Origin of the sequence: Bacillus cereus ATCC 14579 (assembly GCF_000007825.1) — a bacterium.
Lineage (GTDB): Bacteria > Bacillota > Bacilli > Bacillales > Bacillaceae_G > Bacillus_A > Bacillus_A cereus.
The window spans coordinates 1,448,787-1,474,451 of sequence record NC_004722.1; the positions used below are offsets into that span (position 1 = coordinate 1,448,787).

Here is a 25,665-nt window from a genome sequence, read left to right on the forward strand (position 1 = left end):
CTTGAGAAAACGTGATTTCCTTTCGAGGGAATCACGTTTTTTTGTTGAAGTATTAAATGAGGTGTTGTATATGGAGAATGAAATGCTGGAACGAGTAGAACAATTAGAAGAGAAGGTTAAGAGGTTAGAGGGAGAACTTGCAAGAACGATGAAAGCTCGAAAAATAAGTACCGTTCGGATGTTCGGGGAAGGGTTACTGTTTTTGGTATTTGGTGTGGTTGTAGTAGGGCCGATTATTGCCGTTGTAATCTCGATTTTTACTTGGCTTGCTGAAAAATAAAATAAAAATAAAAAGAACGCTTGTTCTATACGAACAAACGTGCTATACTCTCCTTAGATAAACAAAACGGAAATGATTTTAAGGAGAGATAAATGATGAAAATGACAGTAGACCAAAGATTTATGATGCCAGCAGATGTTGTAGAGCGAGTGGAAGTATTACGAAACAAACAAAGCAAGCGTGGCACATTATTACAATCGGTAAATAAATTTTTCGGTTTAGATACGAAAGAAGATTGTGTTTGGTTTTACGGTTTTTATGGAGTGGCTGTAAGTATCTTGTTGTTTATGGTGTTCACTTCAAATATTTTCGATTTTCTCTTCGCGTAAGAAATATGCGATAAGGACATTGCTACCGAATACATATATAAGGAAGTAAGGTAATCTTCTAGAGCGGGAGTTGGTAGCAATGGCGATGTTTCCTATATAGCGCAACTATATTGGATATGGAAGTTCACGACCGGGGATTCCTCTGACTAAAGTGAGATTTATTGTAAGCCATGATACGGGGAATCCTGGAAGCAATGCGATAGGGAATCGAGATTACTTTAATGAATTACAACCGAAAGCTTCGGCGCATACATTTATAGATGATGAAACAATATTGGAGATTATTCCTATAAATGAAGTTGCGTATCATGTTCGATATGGTGTGCCGACGGATAATGACTTATATGGCTATGACGCGAATAAGGCGGCCATTGGAGTGGAACTTTGTTATGGAGGTGATGTTAACTTTTGGGAAGCATATAATCGTTTTACATGGTGTCATGCGTATTTATGCCAAAACTTTGGCTTATATCCGAAAAAAGATATCGGGTCACATAAAACGCTTGATCCAGCTAGAAAGATTGATCCTGAGAATGTATTAGGGAAACAAGGTATTAAATTTCAGCAGTTTTTAGCAGATGTCTATCGGATGTACGTTTCGTTTAGATGACAAATATATGAAAAATGAATACAATAAAGATAGGTGCCTACTGCTGTAAGTAGGTTTTTTCTTGTTTTTATAAATAGTGTATTGGTAGAAGACTAGGAGTGGACGAGTATGCAGAAAGAAACAGTTATTATAATCGGAGGCGGTCCGTGCGGATTAGCGGCTGCAATTTCGTTGCAAAAGGTAGGGATAAATCCGTTAGTAATTGAAAAAGGAAACATTGTAAATGCCATTTATAATTATCCAACTCATCAAACATTTTTCTCTTCTAGTGAAAAATTAGAAATTGGTGATGTAGCTTTTATTACAGAAAATCGTAAGCCAGTTCGAAATCAAGCGCTTGCGTATTATCGTGAAGTAGTAAGACGTAAATCTGTACGTGTAAATGCTTTTGAGCGAGTGGAGAAAGTTCAAAAAGATGGAGAAGCTTTTCAGGTTGAGACGACAAAGCGTGACGGAAGTAAGGAAATATATATAGCGAAATATATTGTTGTAGCAACTGGATATTATGATAATCCAAATTATATGAATGTTCCAGGTGAGGAATTGAAGAAAGTAGCTCACTATTTTAAAGAGGGGCATCCTTATTTTGATCGAGATGTAGTAGTTATAGGTGGGAAAAACTCGAGTGTAGATGCCGCGTTAGAACTTGTTAAATCTGGTGCACGTGTAACGGTACTGTATCGTGGAATTGAGTATTCACCAAGCATAAAGCCTTGGATTTTGCCGGAATTTGAGGCGTTAGTACGAAATGGTACAATTCAAATGCATTTTGGGGCTCATGTGAAAGAAATTACTGAGCATACATTAACGTTTACAGTTGATGGTGAAGCTCTTACAATCAAAAACGATTTTGTATTTGCGATGACTGGTTATCATCCTGATCATAGCTTCTTAACGAAGATGGGTGTTCAGATTGATGAAGAAACAGGACGTCCATTTTATACAGAGGATAGAATGGAAACGAATGCTGAAAATATTTTCATTGCAGGTGTCATTGCTGCTGGAAATAATGCAAATGAAATATTTATCGAGAACGGAAGATTTCATGGAGATGCGATTGCGCAAACCATTGCATCAAGAGAAAAATAAAAAGGAGCTGTCGGGAAAACCTCGACAGCTCCTTTTTATTCGTGCATAAACATATTTTGAATGGATTCATGAGAATTTGTATTCTCTAATGCAACAAGTAATTTAATGCGTGCTTTTTGTGCATTTAAGCCGTATGTGAATACAATGCCCATATCTTTTAAGTGTTTACCGCCACCTTCATACGAATATACGTCTTGAACGATACCGTTGAAACAGCGAGAAACTAATACGACAGGAATACCTCTATTTAATAATCTTTCTAGACTAGGTAGTGTTCTTGGAGGGAGATTACCTTGTCCAAGAGCTTCGATAACAATGCCGTCTACAGGAAGATTTTCGATTGCTGCTAATAATGTATCATCCATGCCAGCATATGCTTTTAGAACAACTACATTTTTAGACACTTTGTTTATCGTATATGTTTCGTGATGTACTAAAGCGTGATGGAAGACAACGCCGCGTTTTGTTACCATTCCAATTGGTCCGTATTGTGGGCTTTGGAATGTTGCAACATTACTTGTATGTGTTTTCGTTACATTTGTAGCGCAATGAATTTCGTCGTTTAATACGACTAAAACACCTTTTTCTGCAGCTTCATCACAACTAGCAACTTTTACAGCTGATAAGAAGTTATATAGACCATCAGCACCTAACTCATTGCTAGAGCGCATTGCACCTGTCACTACGATCGGAATAGTTGCTTGTACTGTTAAATCTAAGAAATAAGCTGTTTCTTCTAATGTATCCGTGCCATGCGTAATGACTACGCCATGAATGTTGTCTTGTTTTACTCTTTCATCAATGATGACTTGTAATTGTAACATTTCGCTCGGTGTCATATGAGGAGATGGTAGGTGGAACACATCTTCAACGATTAAATCAACATCGGCTTCTAAATCAGGAATGAATTTTAAAAGAGGATTTTCTTCACCTGGTTGTACGACCCCAGTTTCTTTATCTTCCTCCATTGCAATTGTTCCACCTGTGTGTAAAACTAGGATTCTTTTCAATGCTTATACCCCTTTCAAGTAAAAAAATACATTTAGAACATAACATGTTTTGAGTAAATTCGACAATGGAAATGTATAAAAGTATGCCTCGAAAATGACAATAAAATTAACTGCTATATGTACGATGTATAAAATCATGAAACGAAATGTGCAAATATAGTATAGGAGGGAAGAATTCCGGTGAAAAAGATGGAGAGAATTTTTATTCGTATATTAATAATACAATTCATTTGTCTTTCTGTTGTGCAATTGTTATTTATACATAAGTCATCAGTGAAATATTTATCTAAAATTGTTTATTATGAGGGTGTCATGGTAAAAAACAAAGTGGAAATCTTGCAGGTGAATAGGTAGTTTTCATTTTCTTCTATGAAGGATTATGCTACAATAATTGAGGATTTAATGACGTGAAGCAAATGAGAAGAAGCAGGGTGAACACCTGCTTTTCGTTTTGTTTTATAAGTGAAAAAATGAGGTGTTACAATGGATAAACGAATTTCAATTGCTATAGATGGTCCAGCAGCTGCTGGGAAAAGTACAGTGGCAAAAGTTGTTGCGAAGGAACTTTCTTACGTTTATATTGATACAGGCGCAATGTACCGTACGCTTACATATGCAGCCCTTGAACAAAAAGTAGACATTGAAAATGAAGAGCAGTTAATGGAAGTTGTAAAGAATGTAAATATTGAGTTTCAGCAAGGAGAAAATACACAGCTTGTATTTTTAAATGGACAAGATGTTTCTGAAGTAATTCGTACACCTGATGTGACGAATCGAGTATCTATTGTAGCGAAACATCGCCTTGTTCGTGAAGAAATGGTACGTCGTCAGCAAGAGTTAGCGAAAAAAGGCGGCGTTGTAATGGACGGCCGTGATATTGGTACACATGTATTACCGGATGCTGAAGTGAAAATCTTTATGCTTGCTTCTGTTGAAGAAAGAGCGGAAAGAAGACATTTAGAAAATTTAAATAAAGGTTTCGATTCTAATTTAGAGCAGCTAAAAGAAGAAATTGCTCAGCGTGATAAATTAGATTCAGAACGCGAAGTTTCTCCACTAAAAAAGGCTGATGATGCATTGGAATTAGATACGACTTCTTTATCAATTGAAGAAGTTGTCCAAAAAATTATGAGCATTGTTTCTGGAGTGTTTGCGAAATAAAGAAAGGGGATAGTCCTCTTTCTTTTTTTGTTTAAATAGAAATGTAAAGGATACGTGAATTGTGAGTCTCTTTCCTTGACAAATGAGCTGATTTGTAAGAAGTTAGTTAAAGAGGAATAAAACTGTCAGAATATATTCGCTATTATATTTCAAAACATACTTTTTTCAAGCTGGTTTTGCTGTATACTATTTATATAGGTTTAATATATTTTCTTGTGAATGTTATTGAAAAAGAGTATGTGATGAGAAATTCTTAAACATGCAAATGAAAACTTTGTTTTCATTTCGTATATACATAAAAAATGCTTTGTCAATTCTGTAGGGAGGTATTTCCATGGTAGAGAAAATGAATGAAGAAGTTATGGATTCAAAAGAATTACAAGTTGGTGACGTTGTTACAGGTTCTGTAACGAAGGTTGAAGAGAAACAAGTGCTTGTAAATGTTGGATACAAAACAGATGGCGTAATTCCAATTAGTGAATTAGCTAACGTTCATATTGAAAAAGCAAGCGATGTTGTAGAATTAGATCAAACACTAGAGTTGAAAATTATTAAATTAGAAGAAGATGATCTTGTCTTATCTAAACGTGCTGTTGATGCAGAAAAAGCATGGGTAGAACTACAAGAGAAATTTACTTCTGGTCATGTATTTGATGTTATTGTAAAAGATATTGTGAATGGCGGATTAGTTGTGGACCTTGGTGTTCGCGGTTTTATTCCAGCTTCACTTGTAGAAGTACATTATGTAGAAGACTTTACTGACTATAAAGGTAAAACATTAGCGGTGAAAATTGTTGAATTAGACCGTGAAAAAAATCGTGTAATCCTTTCGCATAAAGCGGTAGTAGAATTAGAACTAGATTCTAAGAAAAAAGAAGCAATTTCTTCATTAAAAGAAGGGGACGTTGTTGAAGGAACAGTACAACGATTAACTGACTTTGGCGCATTCGTTAACGTTGGTGGAGTGGACGGTTTAGTTCACATTTCACAAATTTCACACGAACGTGTAGAGCAACCTTCTGAAGTGTTAGAGCAAGGTCAAAAGGTTAAGGTAAAGGTGTTATCTGTTGATGCTGATACACAACGTATTTCTTTATCAATTAAAGCAGCTCAACCAGGACCTTGGGAAAACGTTGCTGGCGAAATAAAAGCTGGAGATATTCGTGAGGGAGTAGTAAAACGCCTTGTTACATTTGGTGCATTCGTTGAGATTTTACCGGGCGTTGAAGGGCTTGTACACGTATCTCAAATTGCAAATCGTCACGTGAAAAATCCGAATGAAGTATTGGAAATGGGACAAGAAGTAAAAGTGAAAGTACTTGAAGTTCACGTAGCAGAGAAACGTATTTCTTTAAGTATAAAAGAAGCGCTTGAGGAAAATAATGTAACTGAAGATTATAGTCAGTATGAGCCAAATGCTGATTCTGCTACTTTCCAATTAAGTGATATTATTGGTGAACAACTGAAAAAATTAAAGAAATAATGAGGGGTACAAGTGGTAAGGGCAAAACGTAAATTAGATCATATTGAATACGCTCTTTCTACTGGCCAGTCTCGTACGCATGGCTTTCATGATATTGATTTTGTGCATCAAAGCTTGCCAAATTCAAATTATGACACAATAACATGTGAAACAAAAATCGGCGAACTTTCACTAAGTTCGCCGATTTTTATCAATGCGATGACTGGTGGTGGAGGAGAGAAAACGTTACATATTAATGAGCAATTAGCATATGTAGCGAAACATCATAACCTTGCTATGGCTGTAGGTTCGCAAATGGCGGCGTTAAAAGATGAAAGTGAAGCTGCTTCTTATAAGGTGATTAGAAAGGTAAACCCAAATGGTATTTTCTTTGCTAATTTAGGTAGTGAGGCAACTATCGAGCAGGCAGAGCGCGCCGTTGATATGATTGAAGCGAATGCATTACAAATTCATTTAAATGTCATACAAGAGTTAACGATGCCAGAAGGAGACCGTGATTTTACTGGAGTACTTCAGCGCATTGAGAAAATTGTTTTAAATAGTAAAGTTCCTATCATTGTAAAAGAAGTTGGATTTGGGATGAGTAAGGAAACAATGCAACAGTTAGTGAACGTAGGTGTAACAGCAATTGATATTGGTGGGCAAGGTGGTACGAATTTTGCTGCTGTTGAAAACGAAAGAAGACAGCGAATGCTTTCTTATTTTAATAACTGGGGCATACAAACAGCAACCTCGATTATTGAAGCAACCTCTACAAATAATAACCTCTCTTTTATTGCATCTGGGGGTATACAAACAGCGCTTGACGTAGCGAAAGCAATCGCATTAGGGGCGAATACAACTGCGTTTGCTGGTTATTTTTTACGTATTTTAATGCAAGATGGTATCGAGAAGTTAGTAGATGAAATTGAGCTTCTACATACAGATTTGAAATTTATAATGACAGCTCTTGGTGCGAAGACGATAGAAGAGTTGCAATCTGTACCTCTTGTTGTAAAGGGTGAAACATATCATTGGTTAATGCAGCGTGGTATTGATACTGCGCATTATAGTAGGAGATAAAAAATCAACCATTCGGTTGATTTTTTTTTGTTCTATTCTTTTTCGTAATATAAAGTGGAGAATGGAATTAGTATTATATAAAAATATCATTTCGTAAAAATTGTAATTGAAAAAGGGTTGAAAAATGTAGATGGTGTGTTGTCGAATTACTGGAGAGAACTTAATTTTTAATGGGAATAGGTGAAGGTAAAAAGAAGTAATGGGAGGATATAGTATGCGAAATATTATTTCGATATAAATAGAAATCATTAAACTGATTATGTAAAAGACGGTTTCGTACAATATAGAAACCGTCTTTTTGTATTAATTAGTGCTGGTTTTGTTTTCGAGCCTGTTCTGGTGTATCAAGTCCAGTTGCACCTGGATATTGTAGTGATTGATCACGATCGGATTCAACGCGGCGTGATTCTCGTAGTTTTCGTTCTTGGCGATCTTTACCCATAATGAATAACACCTCCTTGTTAAAAGTGTTGCTGTTATAAGAAAAAACTATGCGTAAATAAAGTGGATTAACTTTCATAAAAAGTTCCCATAATGGAAAACATAGGAGGTGAAGTTGATGGATGGAAGTACTTTTTATTTTGTAGCTTGGATAGGGTGGATCATTGTAACCTTTTTTATGAAAAAGGACCCTATCCGATGGAAGTTAGGCGCTTGTATACTGATTTTTATAATTTGCTCTCCGTTACATGTAACGATTGCCTCATTCGTGGTATCAGTAAATGCTCTTTTACTTTGTATTATTTCTTTTATAGGGATCACGCTATATTCCGTCTGGAAAAAATTGTATAGCTTACTTTCGGCACTTATTATTGCAATGTTATATACAAGTTTTCATCTGTTAGAAATATATGATCCGATTTGGATTGTGGTGGATAGAGTGTTTCTGCTAAGTAGTGCTCTTGTGTATGCATCGGTGTTATTGCATGGGGATCGCATATTACGATTATGTTCTCTATATGTAGGGATGTTACAAGCAGAGCTGCTAGTCACATTTATTTTTAGCAAATTGAATTTTCCATATGATTACGGTAGTTTAGCATTTTTTGATATCGTCGCCATTTCTACATTATTCATGGCAATATTGTTTTGGATTGCAAAAGCATCAGTATACATGGAACGGTTTAAGAGAAAAACACGTAAAAGAAAGGCGAGGGTAATACATGACTGAATATACACCAGCCATTTTATGCGGCGTAATAGCGGGGACAGTTACAAGGGTGCTAATGCTTCGGACGGATACGCGGCAATATCCGACGAGGCTACATGGGAAAATTATTCATATTGCAATGGGGTTAATTGCAGCTGCTTTAGGAGCGATTGCAATCCCGTCTATTTTGAAAAAAGATTTTTCTGCCATTACATTTCTTACATTAGCAGCGACACAATTTCGTGATGTACGTAATATGGAAAGAAATACGCTTCAACAATTAGATGGGTATGAGCTCGTACCGCGTGGAAATACATACATTGAAGGAATTGCATTGGTTTTTGAAAGTCGCAACTATTTGGCAATGTTAACGTCGTTTGCAACGACGTTTGCGTATATAGGATTCCGTTCATGGATTGCAGGAGTAATTATGGCTATAATCGCATTTTTTATCGCGAAAAAATTAATGTCTGGTAAAAGGCTACATGATCTTGTTGAAATTGAGCACGTTCCGCTTCGTTTTGAAGGAGCAGGGCTTTATATTGACAATATTTACATTATGAATATTGGATTGCCAGCAAGACAAGAAGAAATTATGAAATATGGTATGGGTTTTATTTTAAAGCCGAAATCAATTGATGCGATGGTTACAATCTCAAATTTAGGGCAACGACAAGCTATTTTACACGATGTTTCAGTAGCGTTAGGGATTTATAGAGATTCTGGTACACCAGCGCTTGTACCGTTAGCAAAGCGTGATTTAGAGGATGGCAGGGTTGGGATTTTTGTCCTGCCGCAAGATCAAGATGCAGAGAAAGCGATAGGTGTCATAGGAAATGTACCAACGTTAGAAAGTGCTGTCCATATGTCATCGGAAGCCCCAAAAGGAAGGGGAGATAAGCGATGATGTTAGAAAGTGTTATTCTGGCAGTTATAACAACGACTCCAGAAAAATTTGCAGGTGGTGCTCCTTTATTCGTTTGCGAATCGACGGAGGAACTAGAATTTGTTGCAAATAATTTAGAAGCAATTTTAGATGGTATTGCACATCGCTTACAAGAGAATGTATATATTATTGTGAAACATTAGCAACGTGTGTTATAATGTGAGGTGTTTTGATACGTTGAGAAATATTCTGGAATGCAAATCCCTTCTTGCACAAAGAAGGGTTTTTTACATAATAAACAGAAGCAAGTTGAAAGGATGAAAGTATATGCCGAAACCAGTAATAGCGATAGTAGGTCGCCCGAACGTAGGGAAATCTACTATTTTCAATAGAATTGTTGGAGAAAGAGTTTCAATCGTAGAAGATATTCCAGGTGTAACGCGCGATCGTATTTATAGCGCTGGAGAATGGTTAAATCATGAATTTAACATTATTGATACGGGCGGAATTGATATTGGAGACGAGCCGTTTTTGACACAAATTCGTCAACAAGCTGAAGTAGCAATTGATGAAGCGGATGTTATCATTTTTATGACAAACGGTCGTGACGGTGTAACAGCAGCTGATGAAGAAGTTGCAAAAATTTTATATCGTTCAAATAAACCGGTTGTACTTGCAGTAAATAAAGTAGACAATCCGGAAATGCGCAGTGACATTTATGACTTTTATGCATTAGGATTTGGCGAACCATTCCCAATTTCAGGTACACACGGATTAGGGTTAGGTGACTTACTAGACGAAGCTGCACAACATTTTCCAAAGATTGAAGAAGACGGATATGATGAAGACACAATTCGTTTCTCTTTAATTGGACGTCCAAACGTAGGGAAATCATCACTTGTAAATGCTCTTCTTGGTCAAGAGCGTGTAATTGTTAGTAATGTAGCAGGAACAACTCGTGATGCTGTCGATACACCATATAGTAAAGATGGAAAAGATTATGTAATTATTGATACAGCTGGTATGCGTAAAAAAGGAAAAGTGTATGAAAGTACAGAAAAATATAGTGTACTTCGTGCGCTAAGAGCGATTGAACGTTCTGACGTTGTTTTAGTCGTTTTAGATGGTGAAGAAGGAATTATTGAGCAAGATAAAAAAATCGCTGGATATGCTCATGATTCAGGGCGAGCTGTTGTTATCGTTGTAAATAAATGGGATGCAGTGAAAAAAGACGAAAAAACAATGAAAGCATTTGAAGAAAATATCCGTGCTCATTTCCAATTCTTAGAATACGCACCAATTGTTTTCTTATCTGCAAAAACGAGAAAACGTACACAAACATTAATACCGGTTATCGATGAGGTAAATGAAAGTCATAGTATCCGTATTCAAACGAACGTATTAAACGATGTAATTATGGATGCGGTAGCGATGAATCCGACGCCAACTCATAATGGTAGCCGTCTGAAAATTTTCTATGCAACACAAGTTGCGGTAAAACCACCGACATTTGTTGTGTTTGTAAACGATCCTGAATTATTGCACTTCTCATATGAGCGTTTCTTAAAGAATCGCTTACGTGAATCATTTGGCTTCGTAGGAACGCCGATTCACATTATCGCTAGAGCAAGAGACTAATGGAGAGGATGTGATTTTATGACAAAAATCACAGTAGTAGGAGCAGGTAGCTGGGGAACAGCGTTAGCGATGGTATTAGCTGACAATGGACATGATGTACGTATTTGGGGAAATCGCCCAGAACTTATGGATGAAATTAATACGAAACATGAGAATAGTCGATATCTCCCAGGCATTACATTGCCAAGCACAATCGTAGCCTACTCTTCTTTAGAAGAAGCATTAGTAGATGTAAATACAGTACTGCTAGTAGTACCAACGAAAGCGTACAGAGATGTATTACAAGAGATGAAAGAAATTGTTACTGAACCAATTACTTGGATTCATGCGAGCAAAGGAATTGAACCTGGTACGTCAAAACGTATTTCGGAAGTGATTGAGGAAGAAATTCCAGAGCACTTAATTAAAGATGTTGTTGTACTGTCTGGACCGAGTCATGCTGAAGAAGTCGGTTTACGACAAGCGACAACAGTTACGTCTGCAGCAAAGCGTATGGAAGCGGCTGAGGAAGTACAAGATTTATTTATGAATAGTTATTTTCGTGTATACACAAATCCAGATATCGTTGGAGTTGAACTTGGTGGTGCGTTAAAAAATATTATCGCATTAGCTGCTGGTATAACTGATGGTCTTGGATTAGGTGATAATGCAAAGGCGGCATTGATGACACGTGGTTTAACAGAGATTGCTCGTTTAGGAAGAAAAATGGGCGGGAATCCGTTAACGTTTGCTGGTCTAACTGGTATGGGAGACTTAATTGTAACTTGTACAAGTGTTCATAGCCGAAATTGGCGCGCTGGAAATATGCTTGGAAAAGGACACTCTTTAGAAGAAGTGTTAGAAAGCATGGGTATGGTTGTGGAAGGTGTAAGAACAACGAAAGCTGCTCATGAATTGGCAGAGAAAATGGAAGTTGAAATGCCGATTACAGCTGCTTTATATGACGTGCTGTTCAATGGGAATAACGTAAAAGATGCAGTAGGCTCATTGATGGGACGTGTTCGAAAACATGAAGTGGAAGCTATACCTGATTTACTGTAAAGAAAAGCGACAGAAGTACATTTGTACTTCTGTCGCTTTTTTATTTTTTGGGTCTTTTCACCATTTTTTCATTTTTGCATAGGATGAAGAGTAACTTGAGGAGAGGGTGAAAAGAATGGATAATAATATTTTTAATAATATTGAGAAGGAAGCGAAAGTAAATAAAGAGGATATTTTTAAATTAGCATCATCCGTGCAAAATGCGAATTTACGTGATGAAACTGTACTTCGTCAATTAATTCATCAAGTGGCTCTTATGGCGGGACGTGAAGTGCCGAAAGAGCAAGAGGATCAAATTGTAAAAGCGATTATTAATAATAATATGCCAACAGATTTTGGTTCGTTAAGCAAAATGTTTAAAAAATAAATTATGAGAAACAAAGAGTTTGGAGATTGCATATGATAGCCATGAAAGAATGGGAATAGAGCTGTTTTTGGGCATATTTGGTCAACCGAAGCGAGAGATACAATCGCTTCGGTTTTATTTTTGCCTAGATTGGTGAGAAATGCTGGAAAACCTATTGATTAAAGTTACATACTCGCGATTTGTAGTAAAATGTTCTTTTTGTATTTGTTTAAAGATTTTAATTTGTTAAAATAGTATAAAAATAGATTAATAAAAAGGGGTGTGTATATGTCAGAAGGGCTTATGAAAATGTGGCTGGCTTTAGGGGCAATTGGATTTATGTTTTTTGCAGTAAGTTTTATTTTATTAAGTAGACATAGAATAAAGAATAAATTTTTGAAAGGGATTACAGCGTTAGTAGCGTACACCCTTATGATTGTGTCAGGAATTGTTATTTTTCTTGTTGTATTTAGTGGACCTGTACAGCAGTAAATGGAATGGTCTCGAAAATACTACATACGGAGCAAATTAGATTAGTATGAAAAGGTGATGCTAGTGAAAAAATTCCATATTATTTTAATATTTTGTTGTATGAGCCTTTTAACGGGGTGTCTGTATCCGAAAGAAAATATGAAGCAAAATGCGGTTCCTTATGAAGATCAGCTACAGGTTGTTCAAAAAGCTGTTGTGACATTTAAGGAGCAAAATGATGGGATATTGCCAATTAAGACGAGGGATATGAGTACACCTATTTATCAAAAGTATCCAATCGATTTTCAACAGATTGCCCCGCGTTACATACAAGAAGCGCCAGGGAATGCGTATGAAAGTGGAGGAGTATATCAATACGTATTAATAGACGTTGAAACAAATCCGACAGTAAAGTTAATTGATGTTAGGATGGCTGAACAAATTCAGGAACTATCTTTAAAGCTTAGGATGTATCGTGATGAACATCAATATCCACCTTTTAAAAAAGTAATTTCAGATGGTGTATATGAATTGGATTTCAAAAAACTAGGATATAAAGATGTGCCACAAGTGACAAGTCCATATTCTGGTAAAGGACTTCCTTTTGTAATTAATGAAAAAGGAGAAGTTTTTGTTGATTATAGAATCGACCTATATGACGCTTTGAAAAAAAATGAAGGGCAGTTTACAGAGGGAGAAGATATTCGAAATATACTTTCGAAAGGTTCCCCGTTTGTACCAGCTTATTCTTTACCGTACACAGTAAAGGACGGAGAACCAATTTTTTTAAAATGATAAGTCATGAACCTTTCTTTTAGTGAATAAGTTCTAGAAGAAAGGTTTTTTATGTTATACAACTTACGATGCAAACAAAAGATATTTTTTAATAGTCATATGAAATTGGACAAAATTATATGATATATTGTCCGAACTTCTAGAATACCATTATATTATATCAGATATTATAGGCAACGTTAGAGAAGGTATTAGTTGACTATAAACGCGGAATTATTCCCAAAAATTTTGAGGGAGGGAATCACTTGGAAAAGGTAGATATTTTTAAAGATATTGCAGAACGAACAGGCGGTGATATTTATTTTGGAGTTGTAGGAGCTGTTCGAACAGGGAAATCAACATTCATTAAAAAATTTATGGAACTTGTAGTTATTCCAAATATTGAGAATGAGTCTGACCGTCAAAGAGCGCAGGATGAATTGCCTCAAAGTGCTGCTGGTCGTACAATTATGACGACGGAACCGAAGTTTGTTCCAAACCAAGCGGTTTCTATCGAAGTAGATGAAGGACTTGAAGTGAATATTCGATTAGTAGATTGTGTTGGATATACGGTTCCTGGAGCGAAGGGCTATGAAGATGAGAATGGCCCGCGTATGATTAATACCCCTTGGTATGAAGAACCTATTCCATTCCATGAAGCTGCAGAAATCGGCACGCGTAAAGTAATTCAAGAACATTCAACAATTGGTGTTGTAATTACAACAGATGGAACAATTGGTGAAATTCCAAGAAGAGATTATATAGAGGCAGAAGAACGCGTTGTAAATGAGTTGAAAGAAGTAGGAAAACCTTTCATTATGATAATTAATACGGTACAGCCGTATCATCCAGATACAGAGCAATTACGCCAAAGTTTATCAGAAGAATATGATATCCCGGTTATTGCAATGAGTGTGGAGAGTTTAAGAGAAACAGATGTATATAATGTACTTCGTGAAGCGCTATTTGAATTCCCTGTATTAGAAGTGAATGTGAACCTTCCGAGTTGGGTAATGGTGCTAAATGAAGGGCATTGGTTGCGTCAAAGTTATCAAGAAGCAGTTCAAGAAACTGTGAAGGATATAAAACGTCTTCGTGATGTGGATCGCGTTGTTTGGCAGTTTAGTCAATATGAATTTATTGATCGAGCGAGCCTAGCTGGCATTGATATGGGGCAAGGTGTGGCGGAGATTGATTTATATGCGCCAGATGAATTATATGATCAGATTTTAAAAGAAGTAGTAGGAGTAGAAATTCGAGGGAAAGATCATTTGTTAAAGCTTATGCTCGATTTATCTCATGCGAAAATAGAGTACGATCAAGTGGCGGATGCACTGCGTATGGTTAAGCAAACAGGATATGGTGTAGCAGCACCTGCATTAGCGGATATGAGCTTAGATGAGCCAGAAATTATTCGTCACGGTTCAAGGTTTGGTGTGAAGTTAAAAGCGGTAGCGCCATCTATTCATATGATTAAAGTAGATGTAGAGTCAACGTTTGAGCCGATTATTGGTACTGAAAAGCAAAGTGAAGAATTAGTTCGTTATTTAATGCAAGATTTTGAAGATGACCCGTTATCAATTTGGAATTCTGATATATTTGGACGTTCACTTAGCTCGATTGTTCGAGAAGGAATTCAGGCGAAATTATCTTTAATGCCAGAAAATGCTAGATATAAATTAAAAGAAACGCTAGAAAGAATTATTAATGAAGGATCTGGCGGATTAATTGCGATTATACTATAAGAAAAAATCCCTCTCATTGTAGAGGGATTTTTTGTTTTTTTTGATTATAAAATAGAAAAATAAACAGTCATTATCTAATACATTGTTGTAAATTGTCAAGTTTCATCAGATTTTCACATTTTAAGAGTAACAATTTCCTTAAAAATATTGAATTATAAAGGAGAATCGTATAATATAGGCGTTGATAATGATTTATCTACATCTTTGTAGTATAGAATTTGCAAAAATTGCCTACAAATGAAAGTAAGACTCATTTTATGATCATTATACAGTCTTATCTTTGGGAGGAGGTGAATGGCATGAACAAGACAGATTTAATCAATGCTGTTGCAGAAGCAAGTTCCCTTTCTAAAAAGGACGCAACAAAAGCAGTAGACGCTGTTTTTGATTCTATCTTAGAAGCTTTAAAACAAGGTGATAAAGTACAACTGATCGGATTCGGTAACTTCGAAGTTCGTGAGCGTGCGGCTCGTAAAGGTCGTAACCCACAAACAGGTGAGGAGATTGAAATCGCTGCAAGTAAAGTACCTGCATTCAAACCTGGTAAAGCGTTAAAAGATGCGGTTAAATAATCCTTACATATTAACAGGGAAGAAGAGTTTCCTTTTTGGGAACTCTTCTTTTTGCTTTTAAAAACATAAATATGCTAGAATGTGTTCGTATCACTTTTAGGTTTTCGGGAGGGCTAGCGGATGGCAAAAGTTAATTTAGAACAAATTGAACATGCAGTACGCCTTATTTTAGAGGCGATTGGGGATGACCCAAATCGTGAGGGAGTACTTGATACACCAAAGCGTGTTGCAAAAATGTACGCAGAAGTGTTCTCAGGTATGCATGAAGATCCGAAAGAGCATTTGCATAAAGTATTCGGAGAAGATCATGAAGAGCTTGTACTAGTAAAAGATATACCATTTTATTCGATGTGTGAGCATCATTTAGTACCATTCTATGGAGTTGCTCACGTTGCATATATTCCGCAAGGTGGAAAGGTAACAGGGTTAAGTAAATTAGCTCGTACCGTAGATACAATTGCACGTCGCCCACAACTGCAAGAACGTATTACATCAACAGTAGCGAACTCTATTATGGAAGTACTAGAGCCTCATGGTGTAATGGTAGTAGTAGAAGCAGAACATATGTGTATGACGATGCGTGGTGTGAAAAAACCAGGTGCGAAAACAGTAACGACAGCAGTGCGTGGTGTGCTTGAAAATGATGCTGCAGCGCGCAGTGAAATTTTATCGTTTATTAAAACGAAGTAAAGAAAAGCGGGAAACTGCTTTTCTTTTTTTTTTTAGTAAATAAATGATATAGTTTTAACTAGACAGAGTGAGATTAGAAAGATTGCTTACATGAATGGTAGGTGTAGCCAAGTTTTGGTTATAGAAAATAGAGTGTATGTGTTATAATAAGTTTTATGAATTAGAAAACAAGGGTGATTTTTTGTGTGTGACATCTACCGAGGGTATGCGGGTATAAAAGAAAAATTGATGGAGAAATTACGCCATCCTTATTTTATAAACTATATTGAAGAACCATTTATTGATGAAGAAAAGATAGCATTGTTATATGGTGCTTTAAAGAGTGCAAACTTACATATAGAACAAATTGAGCATTACGTAGTAACAATTATGCTTGTACAAATTGCGCTTGATACGCATGAAAGGGTATCAAATAAAGCAGGCGAGGAAGAGATTGGATTCCATAAATGTCGTCAATTAACAGTACTTGCAGGCGATTACTATAGTGGACTATATTATTATTTATTGTCTATGAATCGTGATATTGTTTTAATTCGTGCACTTGCTGAAGGAATTAAAGAGATAAATGAACACAAAATTATGTTATACCAAAAAGCGCATGAAACGACGGATGACATAATGAAAAGCATAGTAACGATTGAGTCTGCGCTCCTTCAAAAAACATGTGATCATTTTCAGTTATCACATTGGAAGCCATTTATCACATACGTATTAGGTGGAAATCGCCTTCAAAAAGAAATTCAATTGTATGCTGATAAGCAACATTCACCTGTTTTTCAAGCTATGCAAGATGCTTTAGGGGATAAAGCAGAAGTAGTGATTAATGGTTGGATGAAGGAATTGAGAAAGAAAGAAAAACAATTTTTAGAAAATCACACAGACATAAATGAAATAAATTCTGTGTTAAGGAATAAATAGAAGACATAAGCAATTTTACATTGGAAGAAGGTACGAGCATGCAACAATCAAAAGAAGAAAGAGTACATGACGTATTTGAAAAGATTTCTGATAAATACGATGTGATGAATTCTGTAATTAGTTTTCAAAGACATAAAGCGTGGCGGAAAGAAACGATGCGAATTATGGATGTACAACCAGGCAGTCAAGCGCTTGATGTATGCTGTGGAACCGCAGATTGGACAATTGCGCTAGCTGGAGCCGTAGGTGAGCAAGGAAAGGTTGTTGGCTTAGACTTCAGTGAAAATATGTTATCTGTTGGTAAGCAAAAGGTAGAGGCGTTACAATTAAAACAAGTGGAACTTCTACATGGGAATGCAATGGAACTTCCGTTTGAAGATAATACGTTTGATTATGTGACGATTGGGTTTGGTTTACGTAACGTACCGGATTATATGCACGTATTAAAAGAAATGACGCGTGTAGTAAAACCAGGTGGAAAAGTAATCTGTTTAGAAACATCTCAACCAACAATGATTGGTTTTCGACAAGGGTATATTTTATACTTTAAATATATCATGCCGTTATTTGGAAAGATGTTTGCGAAAAGTTATAAAGAATATTCATGGCTTCAAGAATCTGCTAGTACGTTCCCAGGGATGAAAGAATTGGCTCAAATGTTTGAGCAAGCTGGACTTGAACGTGTGCAAGTGAAACCATTTACTTTTGGGGTAGCAGCAATGCATTTAGGAATTAAACCAGAATCAAAATAGAAAAAAGAAGTTTTAGGTTAAGGTGAACAATATGAAGTTACAACTTATGTACTCTTTTTTACGATCGGATATTAATGTGATAGAAAAAGAATTAAAAAAGACAGTCGCTTCTGAACAGCCATTAGTAGAAGAGGCAGCATTACAGCTTATTGAAGCTGGTGGGAAACGAATTCGTCCTGTATTTGTGTTGCTTGCAGGGAAATTTGGAGATTATAAGTTAGATGCGATTAAGCATGTTGCTGTTGCGTTAGAACTTATTCATATGGCTTCTCTTGTTCACGATGATGTTATTGATGCTGCATTTTTACGACGCGGCAGTGCGACTGTGAATGCGAAATGGGGAGATCGTATTGCGATGTATACAGGGGACTATCTGTTTGCTAAGTCTCTTGAATGTATAACCAATATCGAAATTCCAGAGGCACATCAAGCGTTATCACATACTATTTTAGAAGTCTGTAAAGGTGAAATTGAACAAATTAAAGATAAATACAATTATGACCAAAATTTAAGAACGTATTTAAGAAGAATAAAGCGAAAAACAGCATTATTAATTGCCGCGAGTTGTCAATTGGGAGCGATTGCTGCTGGTGCTAATCGTGATACGGTAAATCGTCTATTTTGGTATGGGTATTTTGTAGGAATGTCTTATCAAATTATTGATGACATTTTAGACTTCGTTTCTACAGAAGAGAAACTTGGAAAACCTGCTGGTGGGGATTTACTACAAGGGAATATTACACTTCCTGCTTTATATGCGATGGAAGATCCCGTACTTCGTCAGAAAATCACATCTGTACATGAAAATTCAACAGCAAGTGAAATGCAAGAAATTATTGATGCTGTAAAAAATAGTACAGCAATTGATCAAGCATTTGCGTTTAGTGAACGTTATTTACATAAAGCTTTAGAAATAATAAAACCACTCCCACGTGGAAAAGCAAAGTACGCATTACAAAATGTTGCAAAGTATATTGGAAAACGAAAATTTTAAGGTTTATTCTAAAAAATAAAATAATCTCTCTATTTCAAAACTATTGCACAATTGTGATAAGGGTGATAATATGTGTGTGGGGATATACAATTACATACATAATTCAGAAGTGGAGAGATTTTTTATGGAAAAAACATTTCTAATGGTAAAACCAGACGGTGTACAACGTGCCTTCATTGGGGAAATTGTAGCTCGTTTTGAGAAAAAAGGCTTTCAATTAGTTGGTGCAAAATTAATGCAAGTCACTCCAGAAATTGCTGGACAACACTACGCTGAGCATAAGGAAAAACCTTTCTTTGGTGAGTTAGTAGACTTTATTACATCTGGACCTGTATTCGCAATGGTATGGCAAGGTGAAGGTGTAGTAGATACAGCTCGTAACATGATGGGGAAAACAAGACCACATGAAGCAGCTCCTGGAACAATTCGTGGAGATTTCGGTGTAACTGTTGCGAAAAACATTATCCATGGTTCTGATTCTTTAGAAAGCGCAGAGCGCGAGATTGCTATTTTCTTTAAAGAAGAAGAATTAGTTGACTACTCAAAATTAATGAATGAATGGATTTACTAATTATTTTGAAATAATTTGTAAACGCTTTAATCACTGTGATAATAGTAAAAAGTGCAAGGAGAATAGGGGTATTCTTCTTGCACTTTTTTTATTTTCAGTTAGTTACGAAGTTTGAACTGTTATGATATGTTGATATTTAAATTAGGACTATCGGAAATATAGAATAAGAAAATGGTCGATTTATGATATAATTTCTTTAATATTTTTAGAATGATAAAAGTTAATATAGTGAGATAAATACATATACGAAAAGAGGAATAACGTATGCGATATATTACAGCTGGTGAATCTCATGGTCCACAACTTACAACGATTATAGAAGGTGTTCCGGCAGGATTGTCTTTAGTAGCAGATGATATAAACGAAGAGTTAGCTAGAAGGCAAAAGGGATATGGGCGCGGTAGACGCATGCAAATTGAAACGGATCAAGTGCAAATTTTAAGTGGTGTTAGACATGGAGAAACATTAGGTTCTCCTATTGCACTTGTTGTTGAAAATCGTGATTTTGCACACTGGACAAAAATTATGGGGGCGGAGCCTTTAACTGAGCAAGAAGAAAAAGAGATGAAAAGGAAAGTGACAAAACCAAGGCCTGGGCATGCTGATTTAAATGGTGCGATTAAATATGGTCATAGAGATATGAGGAATGTACTGGAACGTTCGTCAGCGCGCGAAACGACGGTGCGTGTTGCTGCTGGTGCGGTTGCTAAAAAGGTGTTAGCAGAACTTGGTATTAAAGTAGCGGGCCATGTAATTGAAATTGGCGGTGTACAAGCTAAGGAGATTACGTATAGTTCAATTGAAGAATTAAAGAGTATTACCGAAGCATCTCCTGTACGTTGCTTAGATGACGAAGCTGGTAACCAAATGATGAAAGCGATTGATGATGCGAAAGCAAATGGTGATTCAATTGGTGGAATCGTTGAAGTAATTGTGGAAGGGATGCCAATTGGAGTAGGTAGCTACGTGCATTATGATCGAAAACTGGATGCGAAATTAGCAGCTGCAATTATGAGTATTAATGCTTTTAAAGGTGTCGAGATTGGAATTGGTTTTGAAGCAGCGCATAGACCAGGAAGTGAAGTTCATGATGAAATTCTGTGGAATGAGGAGCATGGATATACACGAAGAACAAATAATGCAGGTGGATTAGAAGGCGGTATGACGACTGGAATGCCAATTGTTGTGCGCGGTGTGATGAAACCGATACCTACACTTTATAAACCTCTTCAAAGTGTAGATATTGATACGAAAGAGCCTTTTACAGCGAGCATTGAACGTTCAGATAGTTGTGCAGTGCCAGCAGCTAGTGTCGTTGCAGAAGCGGTTGTGGCTTGGGAATTAGCGACAGCTTTAATAGAACAATTCGGATTAGATCGTATGGAACTAATTCGTGAAAATATTGAGAAACATAATGAATATGCGAGGGGATTTTAATGGGAAACATACATATTCAAACGAAATCAAAAGAATATGATGTACATGTTGGTAAAGAAGTGTTGTCAAACTTAACAACGATCGTTCAAAATATGCAGCCAGCGGTATCTAACGTAATGATTATTTCAGATGAAGCTGTTGCATCACTACATTTACAGACAGTTATCGATGCATTACAAGTAGAGCAGCACGTGTTTTCGTTTGTTGTACCAAGTGGCGAAAAAGAGAAGTCTTTCGAAAATTTCTATGCGGCTCATACGTCAGCTCTTGAAAATAAATTAGATAGAAATTCTTTAATTCTTGCACTTGGAGGCGGAATGATTGGAGATTTAGCTGGTTTTGTTGCTGCATCGTTTATGCGTGGTATTCGCTTTGTGCAGGTTCCGACAACTTTATTAGCGCACGATAGCGCAGTGGGTGGGAAAGTAGCGATTAACCATCCGTTAGGTAAAAATATGATTGGTGCATTCCATCAGCCAGAAGCAGTTGTATATCATACACCGTTTTTACAGTCTCTTCCTGAAAAAGAGTGGCGTTCAGGTTATGCAGAGGTGATAAAGCATGCTCTTATCGGTGATGTGGAGCTATACCATTGGTTAAAAGAAGAAGTGCAAACATTAGCGGATCTTCATGATGAGAAGTTAATCCATATATTAACGAAGGCGATTCCTGTAAAGGCAAATGTTGTGTCACAAGATGAAACAGAGAAGGGTGTACGTGCTCATTTGAATTTTGGACATACGTTAGGACATGCTCTTGAAAAAGAGCTAGGGTATGGAAATATTACTCACGGTGACGGTGTAGCGGTTGGAATGTTATTCGCCATATTTTTAAGTGAGCAAGTGTACAAGGTTGATCTTGCTTATGAAGATATGAAGCAGTGGTTCTTGAAATACGGCTATCCAAAAATGCCAGGAGATTTGAATGTAGAGCGCATCGTTCAATTGATGAAACAAGATAAGAAAGCAAATGCAGGAGCAATTCATATGGTGCTTATGCAGGAATATGGGGTAGTGAATGTCGTATCTATTTCAGATGAGACTGTTCATATTGCGTTAGAGGCATTTCAAAAAGATATGGTTTAAAATGATAGCGAAGTGCTGTGAAGTGCTCATTTAGAGGTATTCTCGTAATAGTGACGGTTATGACAAAAGATTACAGTAAGGGGCTATAACCGTATTGTAATCAAATTGAATGAAATGACTGGGGGAAGAAAAATGAGAGTGAAAGAGCAATTGTTAACTTTGAGAGCGTATGTGCCTGGGAAAAACATTGAAGAAGTAAAACGAGAATATGGTTTATCAAAAATTGTGAAATTAGCATCCAACGAAAATCCATTCGGTTGCTCAGCACGTGTGACAGAAGCATTAACTTCTTTAGCGAGCCAATATGCCCTTTATCCAGATGGATATGCCTTTGAACTTCGGACAAAAATAGCGGAACATTTAGGTGTAAAAGCAGAACAACTACTATTTGGTAGTGGATTAGATGAAGTCATTCAAATGATTAGCCGAGCGTTACTACATGAAGGAACAAACGTTGTAATGGCGAATCCTACGTTTTCACAATATCACCACCATGCTGTTATTGAAGGAGCAGAAGTTCGTGAAGTATCACTTAAAGATGGTATTCACGATTTAGATGCAATGCTAGAGCAAGTAGATGAGAAAACGAAAATTGTATGGATTTGTAATCCGAATAATCCAACAGGTACATATGTTGAGAAACAAAAATTACTTTCATTTTTAGAATCAGTTCCTAAGTCGGCTCTCGTTATTATGGACGAAGCATATTATGAATACGCGGAAGCAGAAGACTATCCGCAAACATTACCACTTCTTGAAAAGTATGAAAATCTTATGGTTTTACGCACGTTTTCAAAAGCATATGGTTTAGCTGCTTTTCGTATCGGATATGCGATTGGGGATGCGAAGTTAATCGGACAGCTAGAAGTAGCTAGGTTACCATTCAATACATCAACTGTAGCCCAATCTGTAGCACTCGCTGCATTAGAAGATCAAGCTTTTTTACAAGATTGTGTGCAAAAGAATGCTGAAGGTTTAAATCAGTATTATGCATTTTGTAAAGAATATAACGTATTCTATTATCCATCTCAAACAAATTTCATTTTCTTAAAACTCGGTATACCAGGTAATGAAGCTTTCGAACGATTAATGAAAAAAGGATATATCGTTCGTTCTGGTGCTGCATTTGGTATCGATGATGGTATTCGTATTACTGTCGGTTTGAAGGAAGAAAATGATGAAATTATAGAGTTACTGAAAGAGCTTGTAAATGAGCAAGTACAGAAAGAAGAAACATATTCTTAAGAGATTGTGAAGGCTCCTATTATAGGAGCCTTTTTTATCGCATTCAAAATAAAGGTTGAAGACTGCTAATTAAGTTATTCTGTAAACCACGGTTTGTATGGCTTGATAATTAGTGAGAGAAGTTATTTGCACGGTCATAAAAGAAAGCGGTACAATAGAAGATGATGATAAGGTATCGGTGTCATATCCGAACCTTTTGAACAATTAACTACTCTGTAGGAAGAAGTATAAGAAGAAGCATGCTCATTCTAAAGGTTGCGTTCTAACAGTGAGTTGCTTATGATAAATGAACAGAAAAGATATTTTTTAGAATTAAAGGAGACGTTTATGCAAAAGTTTGAACAAGCTGTTTCATATATTGAAAATGGTGAAGCAGAAAAAGGATTACAATTATTAAAAGAACAATTAAAAATTGCGAATGATGAAGAGAAGTATGATATCGCTCGTTACTATCATACACTTGGATTTACAGATGAGGCATTAGCAATTACTGAAGACTTACGTTTACTGTATCCAGAAGAAAGTGAATTCACTGTATTTTTAGCAGAATTATATATTGATCTAGATAAAGAAGATGAAGCGATTGAAGTGCTTCATGATATTCCAGAAAATGACGATTTATATGTTCAATCGTTATTACTTGTTGCAGATTTATTCCAAATGCAAGGTTTTGATGATGTAGCGGAGCAAAAACTATTAAAGGCGAAAGAAATGATGCCTGATGAACCTGTTATTACGTTTGGGTTAGCAGAATTATATAGTAGTAAAGGTGAAGAACAAAAGGCAATTACTTATTATGAATCGCTATTAGCGGAACATAAAGTAATGGGTGGTGTTGTGATCGCACTTCGCCTCGCAGAAACGTTAAGCGCGATCGGAAACTGGGAAGAAGCGATTTCTTATTATGAAGCAGGCCTAGAGGAACAAAAAGATATTCACTCATTATTTGGATATGCCTTCACATTATACCAAGGTGAAGAATATCAGAGAGCAATTGGTGCTTGGCAAGAACTAAAAGAATTAGACCCTGAGTACGCATCACTGTACATGTATTTAGCGAAAAGCTATGAAAAAGAAGGAATGCTTCAAGAAAGCTATGAAACGCTTCATGAAGGAATTAAAGTAGATGAGCTTTCAGTTCCATTTTATGTAGAGTTAGCGAACATTGCGGCGAAATTAGGAAAAATAGTAGAAGCAGAGGAAGTTCTTCAAAAAGCGCTTGAGTTAGATCCAGGGCATTTAGGTGCAACATTAAAATATGCATATATCTTAAAAGAACAAGAAAAGTACGAAGAGTTAATTGCAATTGTAGAGCGTGCTATTGATAGTGGAGAACCAGATACACAACTACTTTGGGATCTTGCGTATGCAAAAAAACAATTAGAAATGTATTCGGATGCATTAAAACACTATGAAAGTGCATATACTTCTTTTAAGAATCATCCAGACTTCTTAGAAGAGTACGGTTATTTCTTATTGGAAGAAGGAAAACGAAAAGAGGCGAAAGAAGTATTTACCCAGTTATTACAACTAGACCCGACACAAATTCATATTGAAGAGTTGTTATATAATTTAGAGGATTTTTCATAAGTTGGAAGGAAACTGAATGCCGCTTCTTGAATCTAAAAAGAAAAGAGAAAGACAGAGGAGGGACTTAATTGCTATGAATACCCCTGTTTCTGTAAACGAGAAGAAGGATTTTGTAAAATGGTTTTTGAATAATTACCAACTGAAACAGCGTGAATGTGTATGGATTCTGAATTATTTAATGAGTCACGACCAATTGATGCATAAAGTCCACTTCGTAGAGCATGCAAAATATTGTCCGCGTGGCTTAGTGATGTCAGCGAATTGTGTGAAAGACACACCGTTTCACTTTTTTAAACAAAATGTTATGACAACAGATGCTGAAAAATCGTTTCATGATATTCGTTTAAATCGAGATGAGGATATTTATATTCAACTCAACTTTAAATCATCGTTTCAAAATGCGAATTATGTAGCTGTATTAGAAGAAAACCCATATCTACCAAAGCATATTGAAGTAAATGAAAAAGATCGTTTACTTGCAGAAAGGTTTTTGGAAGAAAGTGTATTTTCGTTTAGGAGAGAACGCCTTTTGAAACAAATTGATGAAGCGTTAGATAAGCAAGATAAGGAAGCGTTTCATAGATTAACGGCAGAGTTAAAAACTTTATAGAATTTATTTGGATTAATAAATTTTTACAAATTTCAGACTTTCATCAAGAAAAACTACCTATATTGGGTAGTTTTTCTTTTTTTACCTCTTTTAGTATGGTTTAATATATATAAAGTGAAAGTTCTG

General features: G+C 36.3%; 30 protein-coding genes. 28 read left to right on the top strand and 2 right to left on the bottom strand.

From position 1 onward, the window contains the following. Positions 1-70: 70 nt before the first annotated feature. From BC_RS07395 to BC_RS07410, 4 genes are all read left to right on the top strand, one after another. Positions 71-280 carry a hypothetical protein gene (locus BC_RS07395; protein WP_000426763.1) on the top strand — a complete coding sequence of 70 codons (210 nt, stop codon included), beginning with the start codon at positions 71-73 and terminating at the stop codon, positions 278-280. A 92-nt stretch (positions 281-372) separates the two neighbouring features. Beyond that, a complete protein-coding gene (locus tag BC_RS07400; protein ID WP_001983018.1) occupies positions 373-609 on the top strand; it encodes a DUF3961 domain-containing protein in 237 nt (78 codons plus the stop codon). A gap of 109 nt (positions 610-718) precedes the next feature. Then, positions 719-1,219 (top strand): peptidoglycan recognition protein family protein, encoded by a 501-nt coding sequence (locus BC_RS07405; protein ID WP_250702594.1) that lies wholly within the window; start codon positions 719-721, stop codon positions 1,217-1,219. Positions 1,220-1,327: 108 nt separating this feature from the next. After that, on the top strand, positions 1,328-2,308 hold the full coding sequence (locus tag BC_RS07410; protein ID WP_001168520.1) for a YpdA family putative bacillithiol disulfide reductase: 981 nt from the start codon (positions 1,328-1,330) through the stop codon (positions 2,306-2,308). Between the two features lie 35 nt (positions 2,309-2,343). Here BC_RS07410 and ansA read toward each other — a convergent pair whose 3' ends face one another. Further along, entirely contained in the window at positions 2,344-3,318 is a 975-nt protein-coding gene (gene ansA, locus BC_RS07415) for an asparaginase (RefSeq protein ID WP_000821999.1), read from the bottom strand. A 180-nt stretch (positions 3,319-3,498) separates the two neighbouring features. On the opposite strand from ansA, the gene BC_RS07420 reads away from it, so the two are divergent. The 4 genes from BC_RS07420 (at position 3,499) to BC_RS07435 (ending at position 7,024) form a co-directional block, all read left to right on the top strand. Then, the gene (locus tag BC_RS07420) at positions 3,499-3,672 is read left to right on the top strand and encodes a YpfB family protein (protein ID WP_000738057.1); all 174 of its coding nucleotides are present in this window, start codon (positions 3,499-3,501) and stop codon (positions 3,670-3,672) included. Between the two features lie 129 nt (positions 3,673-3,801). Beyond that, positions 3,802-4,479, top strand: coding sequence for a (d)CMP kinase (gene cmk / locus BC_RS07425; RefSeq protein ID WP_000361252.1), 678 nt, complete (start codon positions 3,802-3,804; stop codon positions 4,477-4,479). 334 nt (positions 4,480-4,813) lie between these two features. Next, the gene (rpsA, locus tag BC_RS07430; RefSeq protein WP_000229552.1) at positions 4,814-5,962 is read left to right on the top strand and encodes a 30S ribosomal protein S1; all 1,149 of its coding nucleotides are present in this window, start codon (positions 4,814-4,816) and stop codon (positions 5,960-5,962) included. A 12-nt stretch (positions 5,963-5,974) separates the two neighbouring features. Further along, entirely contained in the window at positions 5,975-7,024 is a 1,050-nt protein-coding gene (locus BC_RS07435; RefSeq protein WP_000251036.1) for a type 2 isopentenyl-diphosphate Delta-isomerase, read from the top strand. 307 nt (positions 7,025-7,331) lie between these two features. On the opposite strand, the gene BC_RS07440 is transcribed toward BC_RS07435, so the two are convergent. Then, positions 7,332-7,466, bottom strand: a complete 135-nt coding sequence (locus tag BC_RS07440) for a YpzI family protein (RefSeq protein WP_000513900.1) — start codon at positions 7,464-7,466, stop codon at positions 7,332-7,334. Between the two features lie 117 nt (positions 7,467-7,583). Here BC_RS07440 and BC_RS07445 point away from each other — a divergent pair, with 117 nt between their 5' ends. From BC_RS07445 to BC_RS07540, 20 genes are all read left to right on the top strand, one after another. Next, entirely contained in the window at positions 7,584-8,195 is a 612-nt protein-coding gene (locus BC_RS07445) for a YphA family membrane protein (RefSeq protein ID WP_000349100.1), read from the top strand. After that, positions 8,188-9,081 carry a YIEGIA family protein gene (locus BC_RS07450; protein ID WP_000141596.1) on the top strand — a complete coding sequence of 298 codons (894 nt, stop codon included), beginning with the start codon at positions 8,188-8,190 and terminating at the stop codon, positions 9,079-9,081. Before BC_RS07445 ends, BC_RS07450 begins: the two co-directional genes overlap by 8 nt. Continuing rightward, a complete protein-coding gene (locus BC_RS07455; RefSeq protein WP_000979059.1) occupies positions 9,078-9,263 on the top strand; it encodes a capping complex subunit for YIEGIA in 186 nt (61 codons plus the stop codon). The genes BC_RS07450 and BC_RS07455 overlap by 4 nt, the downstream gene beginning before the upstream one ends. 124 nt (positions 9,264-9,387) lie before the next feature. Next, on the top strand, positions 9,388-10,698 hold the full coding sequence (gene der / locus BC_RS07460) for a ribosome biogenesis GTPase Der (RefSeq protein WP_001125893.1): 1,311 nt from the start codon (positions 9,388-9,390) through the stop codon (positions 10,696-10,698). Positions 10,699-10,716: 18 nt separating this feature from the next. Beyond that, positions 10,717-11,739, top strand: a complete 1,023-nt coding sequence (locus tag BC_RS07465; RefSeq protein ID WP_000161763.1) for an NAD(P)H-dependent glycerol-3-phosphate dehydrogenase — start codon at positions 10,717-10,719, stop codon at positions 11,737-11,739. 115 nt (positions 11,740-11,854) lie between these two features. Beyond that, complete coding sequence (locus tag BC_RS07470) at positions 11,855-12,106, top strand: stage VI sporulation protein F (RefSeq protein ID WP_000369754.1); 252 nt, start codon at positions 11,855-11,857, stop codon at positions 12,104-12,106. Between the two features lie 267 nt (positions 12,107-12,373). Further along, positions 12,374-12,577, top strand: a complete 204-nt coding sequence (locus BC_RS07475; protein ID WP_001289008.1) for a DUF2768 domain-containing protein — start codon at positions 12,374-12,376, stop codon at positions 12,575-12,577. Between the two features lie 63 nt (positions 12,578-12,640). Then, positions 12,641-13,351, top strand: a complete 711-nt coding sequence (locus tag BC_RS07480) for a hypothetical protein (RefSeq protein ID WP_000713407.1) — start codon at positions 12,641-12,643, stop codon at positions 13,349-13,351. Between the two features lie 245 nt (positions 13,352-13,596). After that, positions 13,597-15,075: a stage IV sporulation protein A gene (spoIVA, locus tag BC_RS07485; protein WP_000416519.1), complete on the top strand. Its 1,479-nt coding sequence runs from the start codon at positions 13,597-13,599 to the stop codon at positions 15,073-15,075. A gap of 299 nt (positions 15,076-15,374) precedes the next feature. Beyond that, on the top strand, positions 15,375-15,647 hold the full coding sequence (locus BC_RS07490; protein WP_001043860.1) for an HU family DNA-binding protein: 273 nt from the start codon (positions 15,375-15,377) through the stop codon (positions 15,645-15,647). A gap of 120 nt (positions 15,648-15,767) precedes the next feature. Continuing rightward, a complete protein-coding gene (folE, locus tag BC_RS07495) occupies positions 15,768-16,337 on the top strand; it encodes a GTP cyclohydrolase I FolE (RefSeq protein ID WP_001151482.1) in 570 nt (189 codons plus the stop codon). A gap of 183 nt (positions 16,338-16,520) precedes the next feature. After that, positions 16,521-17,255 carry a heptaprenyl diphosphate synthase component 1 gene (locus tag BC_RS07500; RefSeq protein ID WP_000332860.1) on the top strand — a complete coding sequence of 245 codons (735 nt, stop codon included), beginning with the start codon at positions 16,521-16,523 and terminating at the stop codon, positions 17,253-17,255. A gap of 38 nt (positions 17,256-17,293) precedes the next feature. Then, positions 17,294-18,007: a 2-heptaprenyl-1,4-naphthoquinone methyltransferase gene (menG, locus tag BC_RS07505; protein WP_001187674.1), complete on the top strand. Its 714-nt coding sequence runs from the start codon at positions 17,294-17,296 to the stop codon at positions 18,005-18,007. A gap of 31 nt (positions 18,008-18,038) precedes the next feature. Then, complete coding sequence (gene hepT / locus BC_RS07510) at positions 18,039-19,001, top strand: heptaprenyl diphosphate synthase component II (protein ID WP_000776077.1); 963 nt, start codon at positions 18,039-18,041, stop codon at positions 18,999-19,001. 124 nt (positions 19,002-19,125) lie between these two features. Next, positions 19,126-19,572 carry a nucleoside-diphosphate kinase gene (ndk, locus tag BC_RS07515; protein ID WP_000415883.1) on the top strand — a complete coding sequence of 149 codons (447 nt, stop codon included), beginning with the start codon at positions 19,126-19,128 and terminating at the stop codon, positions 19,570-19,572. A gap of 264 nt (positions 19,573-19,836) precedes the next feature. After that, complete coding sequence (gene aroC, locus BC_RS07520) at positions 19,837-21,009, top strand: chorismate synthase (RefSeq protein ID WP_001269384.1); 1,173 nt, start codon at positions 19,837-19,839, stop codon at positions 21,007-21,009. Further along, positions 21,009-22,094 (top strand): 3-dehydroquinate synthase, encoded by a 1,086-nt coding sequence (gene aroB / locus BC_RS07525; RefSeq protein WP_000526818.1) that lies wholly within the window; start codon positions 21,009-21,011, stop codon positions 22,092-22,094. Before aroC ends, aroB begins: the two co-directional genes overlap by 1 nt. A 132-nt stretch (positions 22,095-22,226) precedes the next feature. Continuing rightward, a complete protein-coding gene (hisC, locus tag BC_RS07530) occupies positions 22,227-23,339 on the top strand; it encodes a histidinol-phosphate transaminase (RefSeq protein ID WP_001264019.1) in 1,113 nt (370 codons plus the stop codon). A gap of 327 nt (positions 23,340-23,666) precedes the next feature. Further along, positions 23,667-24,929, top strand: a complete 1,263-nt coding sequence (locus BC_RS07535; RefSeq protein WP_001168671.1) for a tetratricopeptide repeat protein — start codon at positions 23,667-23,669, stop codon at positions 24,927-24,929. Between the two features lie 73 nt (positions 24,930-25,002). Then, positions 25,003-25,539, top strand: coding sequence for a ReoY family proteolytic degradation factor (locus tag BC_RS07540; RefSeq protein WP_001095925.1), 537 nt, complete (start codon positions 25,003-25,005; stop codon positions 25,537-25,539). Positions 25,540-25,665: the final 126 nt, after the last annotated feature.

What these genes read in the sequence shown, in the direction of transcription:
- BC_RS07455 (WP_000979059.1), top strand. Translation starts at nt 9,078, where the DNA reads ATGATGTTAGAAAGTGTTATTCTGGCAGTTATAACAACGACTCCAGAA.
- BC_RS07450 (WP_000141596.1), top strand. Translation starts at nt 8,188, where the DNA reads ATGACTGAATATACACCAGCCATTTTATGCGGCGTAATAGCGGGGACA.
- BC_RS07440 (WP_000513900.1), bottom strand. Translation starts at nt 7,466, where the DNA reads ATGGGTAAAGATCGCCAAGAACGAAAACTACGAGAATCACGCCGCGTT.
- rpsA (WP_000229552.1), top strand. Translation starts at nt 4,814, where the DNA reads ATGGTAGAGAAAATGAATGAAGAAGTTATGGATTCAAAAGAATTACAA.
- BC_RS07540 (WP_001095925.1), top strand. Translation starts at nt 25,003, where the DNA reads ATGAATACCCCTGTTTCTGTAAACGAGAAGAAGGATTTTGTAAAATGG.
- BC_RS07535 (WP_001168671.1), top strand. Translation starts at nt 23,667, where the DNA reads ATGCAAAAGTTTGAACAAGCTGTTTCATATATTGAAAATGGTGAAGCA.
- folE (WP_001151482.1), top strand. Translation starts at nt 15,768, where the DNA reads ATGGCAAAAGTTAATTTAGAACAAATTGAACATGCAGTACGCCTTATT.
- menG (WP_001187674.1), top strand. Translation starts at nt 17,294, where the DNA reads ATGCAACAATCAAAAGAAGAAAGAGTACATGACGTATTTGAAAAGATT.
- hepT (WP_000776077.1), top strand. Translation starts at nt 18,039, where the DNA reads ATGAAGTTACAACTTATGTACTCTTTTTTACGATCGGATATTAATGTG.
- aroB (WP_000526818.1), top strand. Translation starts at nt 21,009, where the DNA reads ATGGGAAACATACATATTCAAACGAAATCAAAAGAATATGATGTACAT.
- cmk (WP_000361252.1), top strand. Translation starts at nt 3,802, where the DNA reads ATGGATAAACGAATTTCAATTGCTATAGATGGTCCAGCAGCTGCTGGG.
- BC_RS07475 (WP_001289008.1), top strand. Translation starts at nt 12,374, where the DNA reads ATGTCAGAAGGGCTTATGAAAATGTGGCTGGCTTTAGGGGCAATTGGA.
- BC_RS07400 (WP_001983018.1), top strand. Translation starts at nt 373, where the DNA reads ATGATGAAAATGACAGTAGACCAAAGATTTATGATGCCAGCAGATGTT.
- aroC (WP_001269384.1), top strand. Translation starts at nt 19,837, where the DNA reads ATGCGATATATTACAGCTGGTGAATCTCATGGTCCACAACTTACAACG.
- hisC (WP_001264019.1), top strand. Translation starts at nt 22,227, where the DNA reads ATGAGAGTGAAAGAGCAATTGTTAACTTTGAGAGCGTATGTGCCTGGG.
- BC_RS07395 (WP_000426763.1), top strand. Translation starts at nt 71, where the DNA reads ATGGAGAATGAAATGCTGGAACGAGTAGAACAATTAGAAGAGAAGGTT.
- ndk (WP_000415883.1), top strand. Translation starts at nt 19,126, where the DNA reads ATGGAAAAAACATTTCTAATGGTAAAACCAGACGGTGTACAACGTGCC.
- BC_RS07410 (WP_001168520.1), top strand. Translation starts at nt 1,328, where the DNA reads ATGCAGAAAGAAACAGTTATTATAATCGGAGGCGGTCCGTGCGGATTA.
- BC_RS07490 (WP_001043860.1), top strand. Translation starts at nt 15,375, where the DNA reads ATGAACAAGACAGATTTAATCAATGCTGTTGCAGAAGCAAGTTCCCTT.
- BC_RS07445 (WP_000349100.1), top strand. Translation starts at nt 7,584, where the DNA reads ATGGATGGAAGTACTTTTTATTTTGTAGCTTGGATAGGGTGGATCATT.
- BC_RS07465 (WP_000161763.1), top strand. Translation starts at nt 10,717, where the DNA reads ATGACAAAAATCACAGTAGTAGGAGCAGGTAGCTGGGGAACAGCGTTA.
- BC_RS07470 (WP_000369754.1), top strand. Translation starts at nt 11,855, where the DNA reads ATGGATAATAATATTTTTAATAATATTGAGAAGGAAGCGAAAGTAAAT.
- der (WP_001125893.1), top strand. Translation starts at nt 9,388, where the DNA reads ATGCCGAAACCAGTAATAGCGATAGTAGGTCGCCCGAACGTAGGGAAA.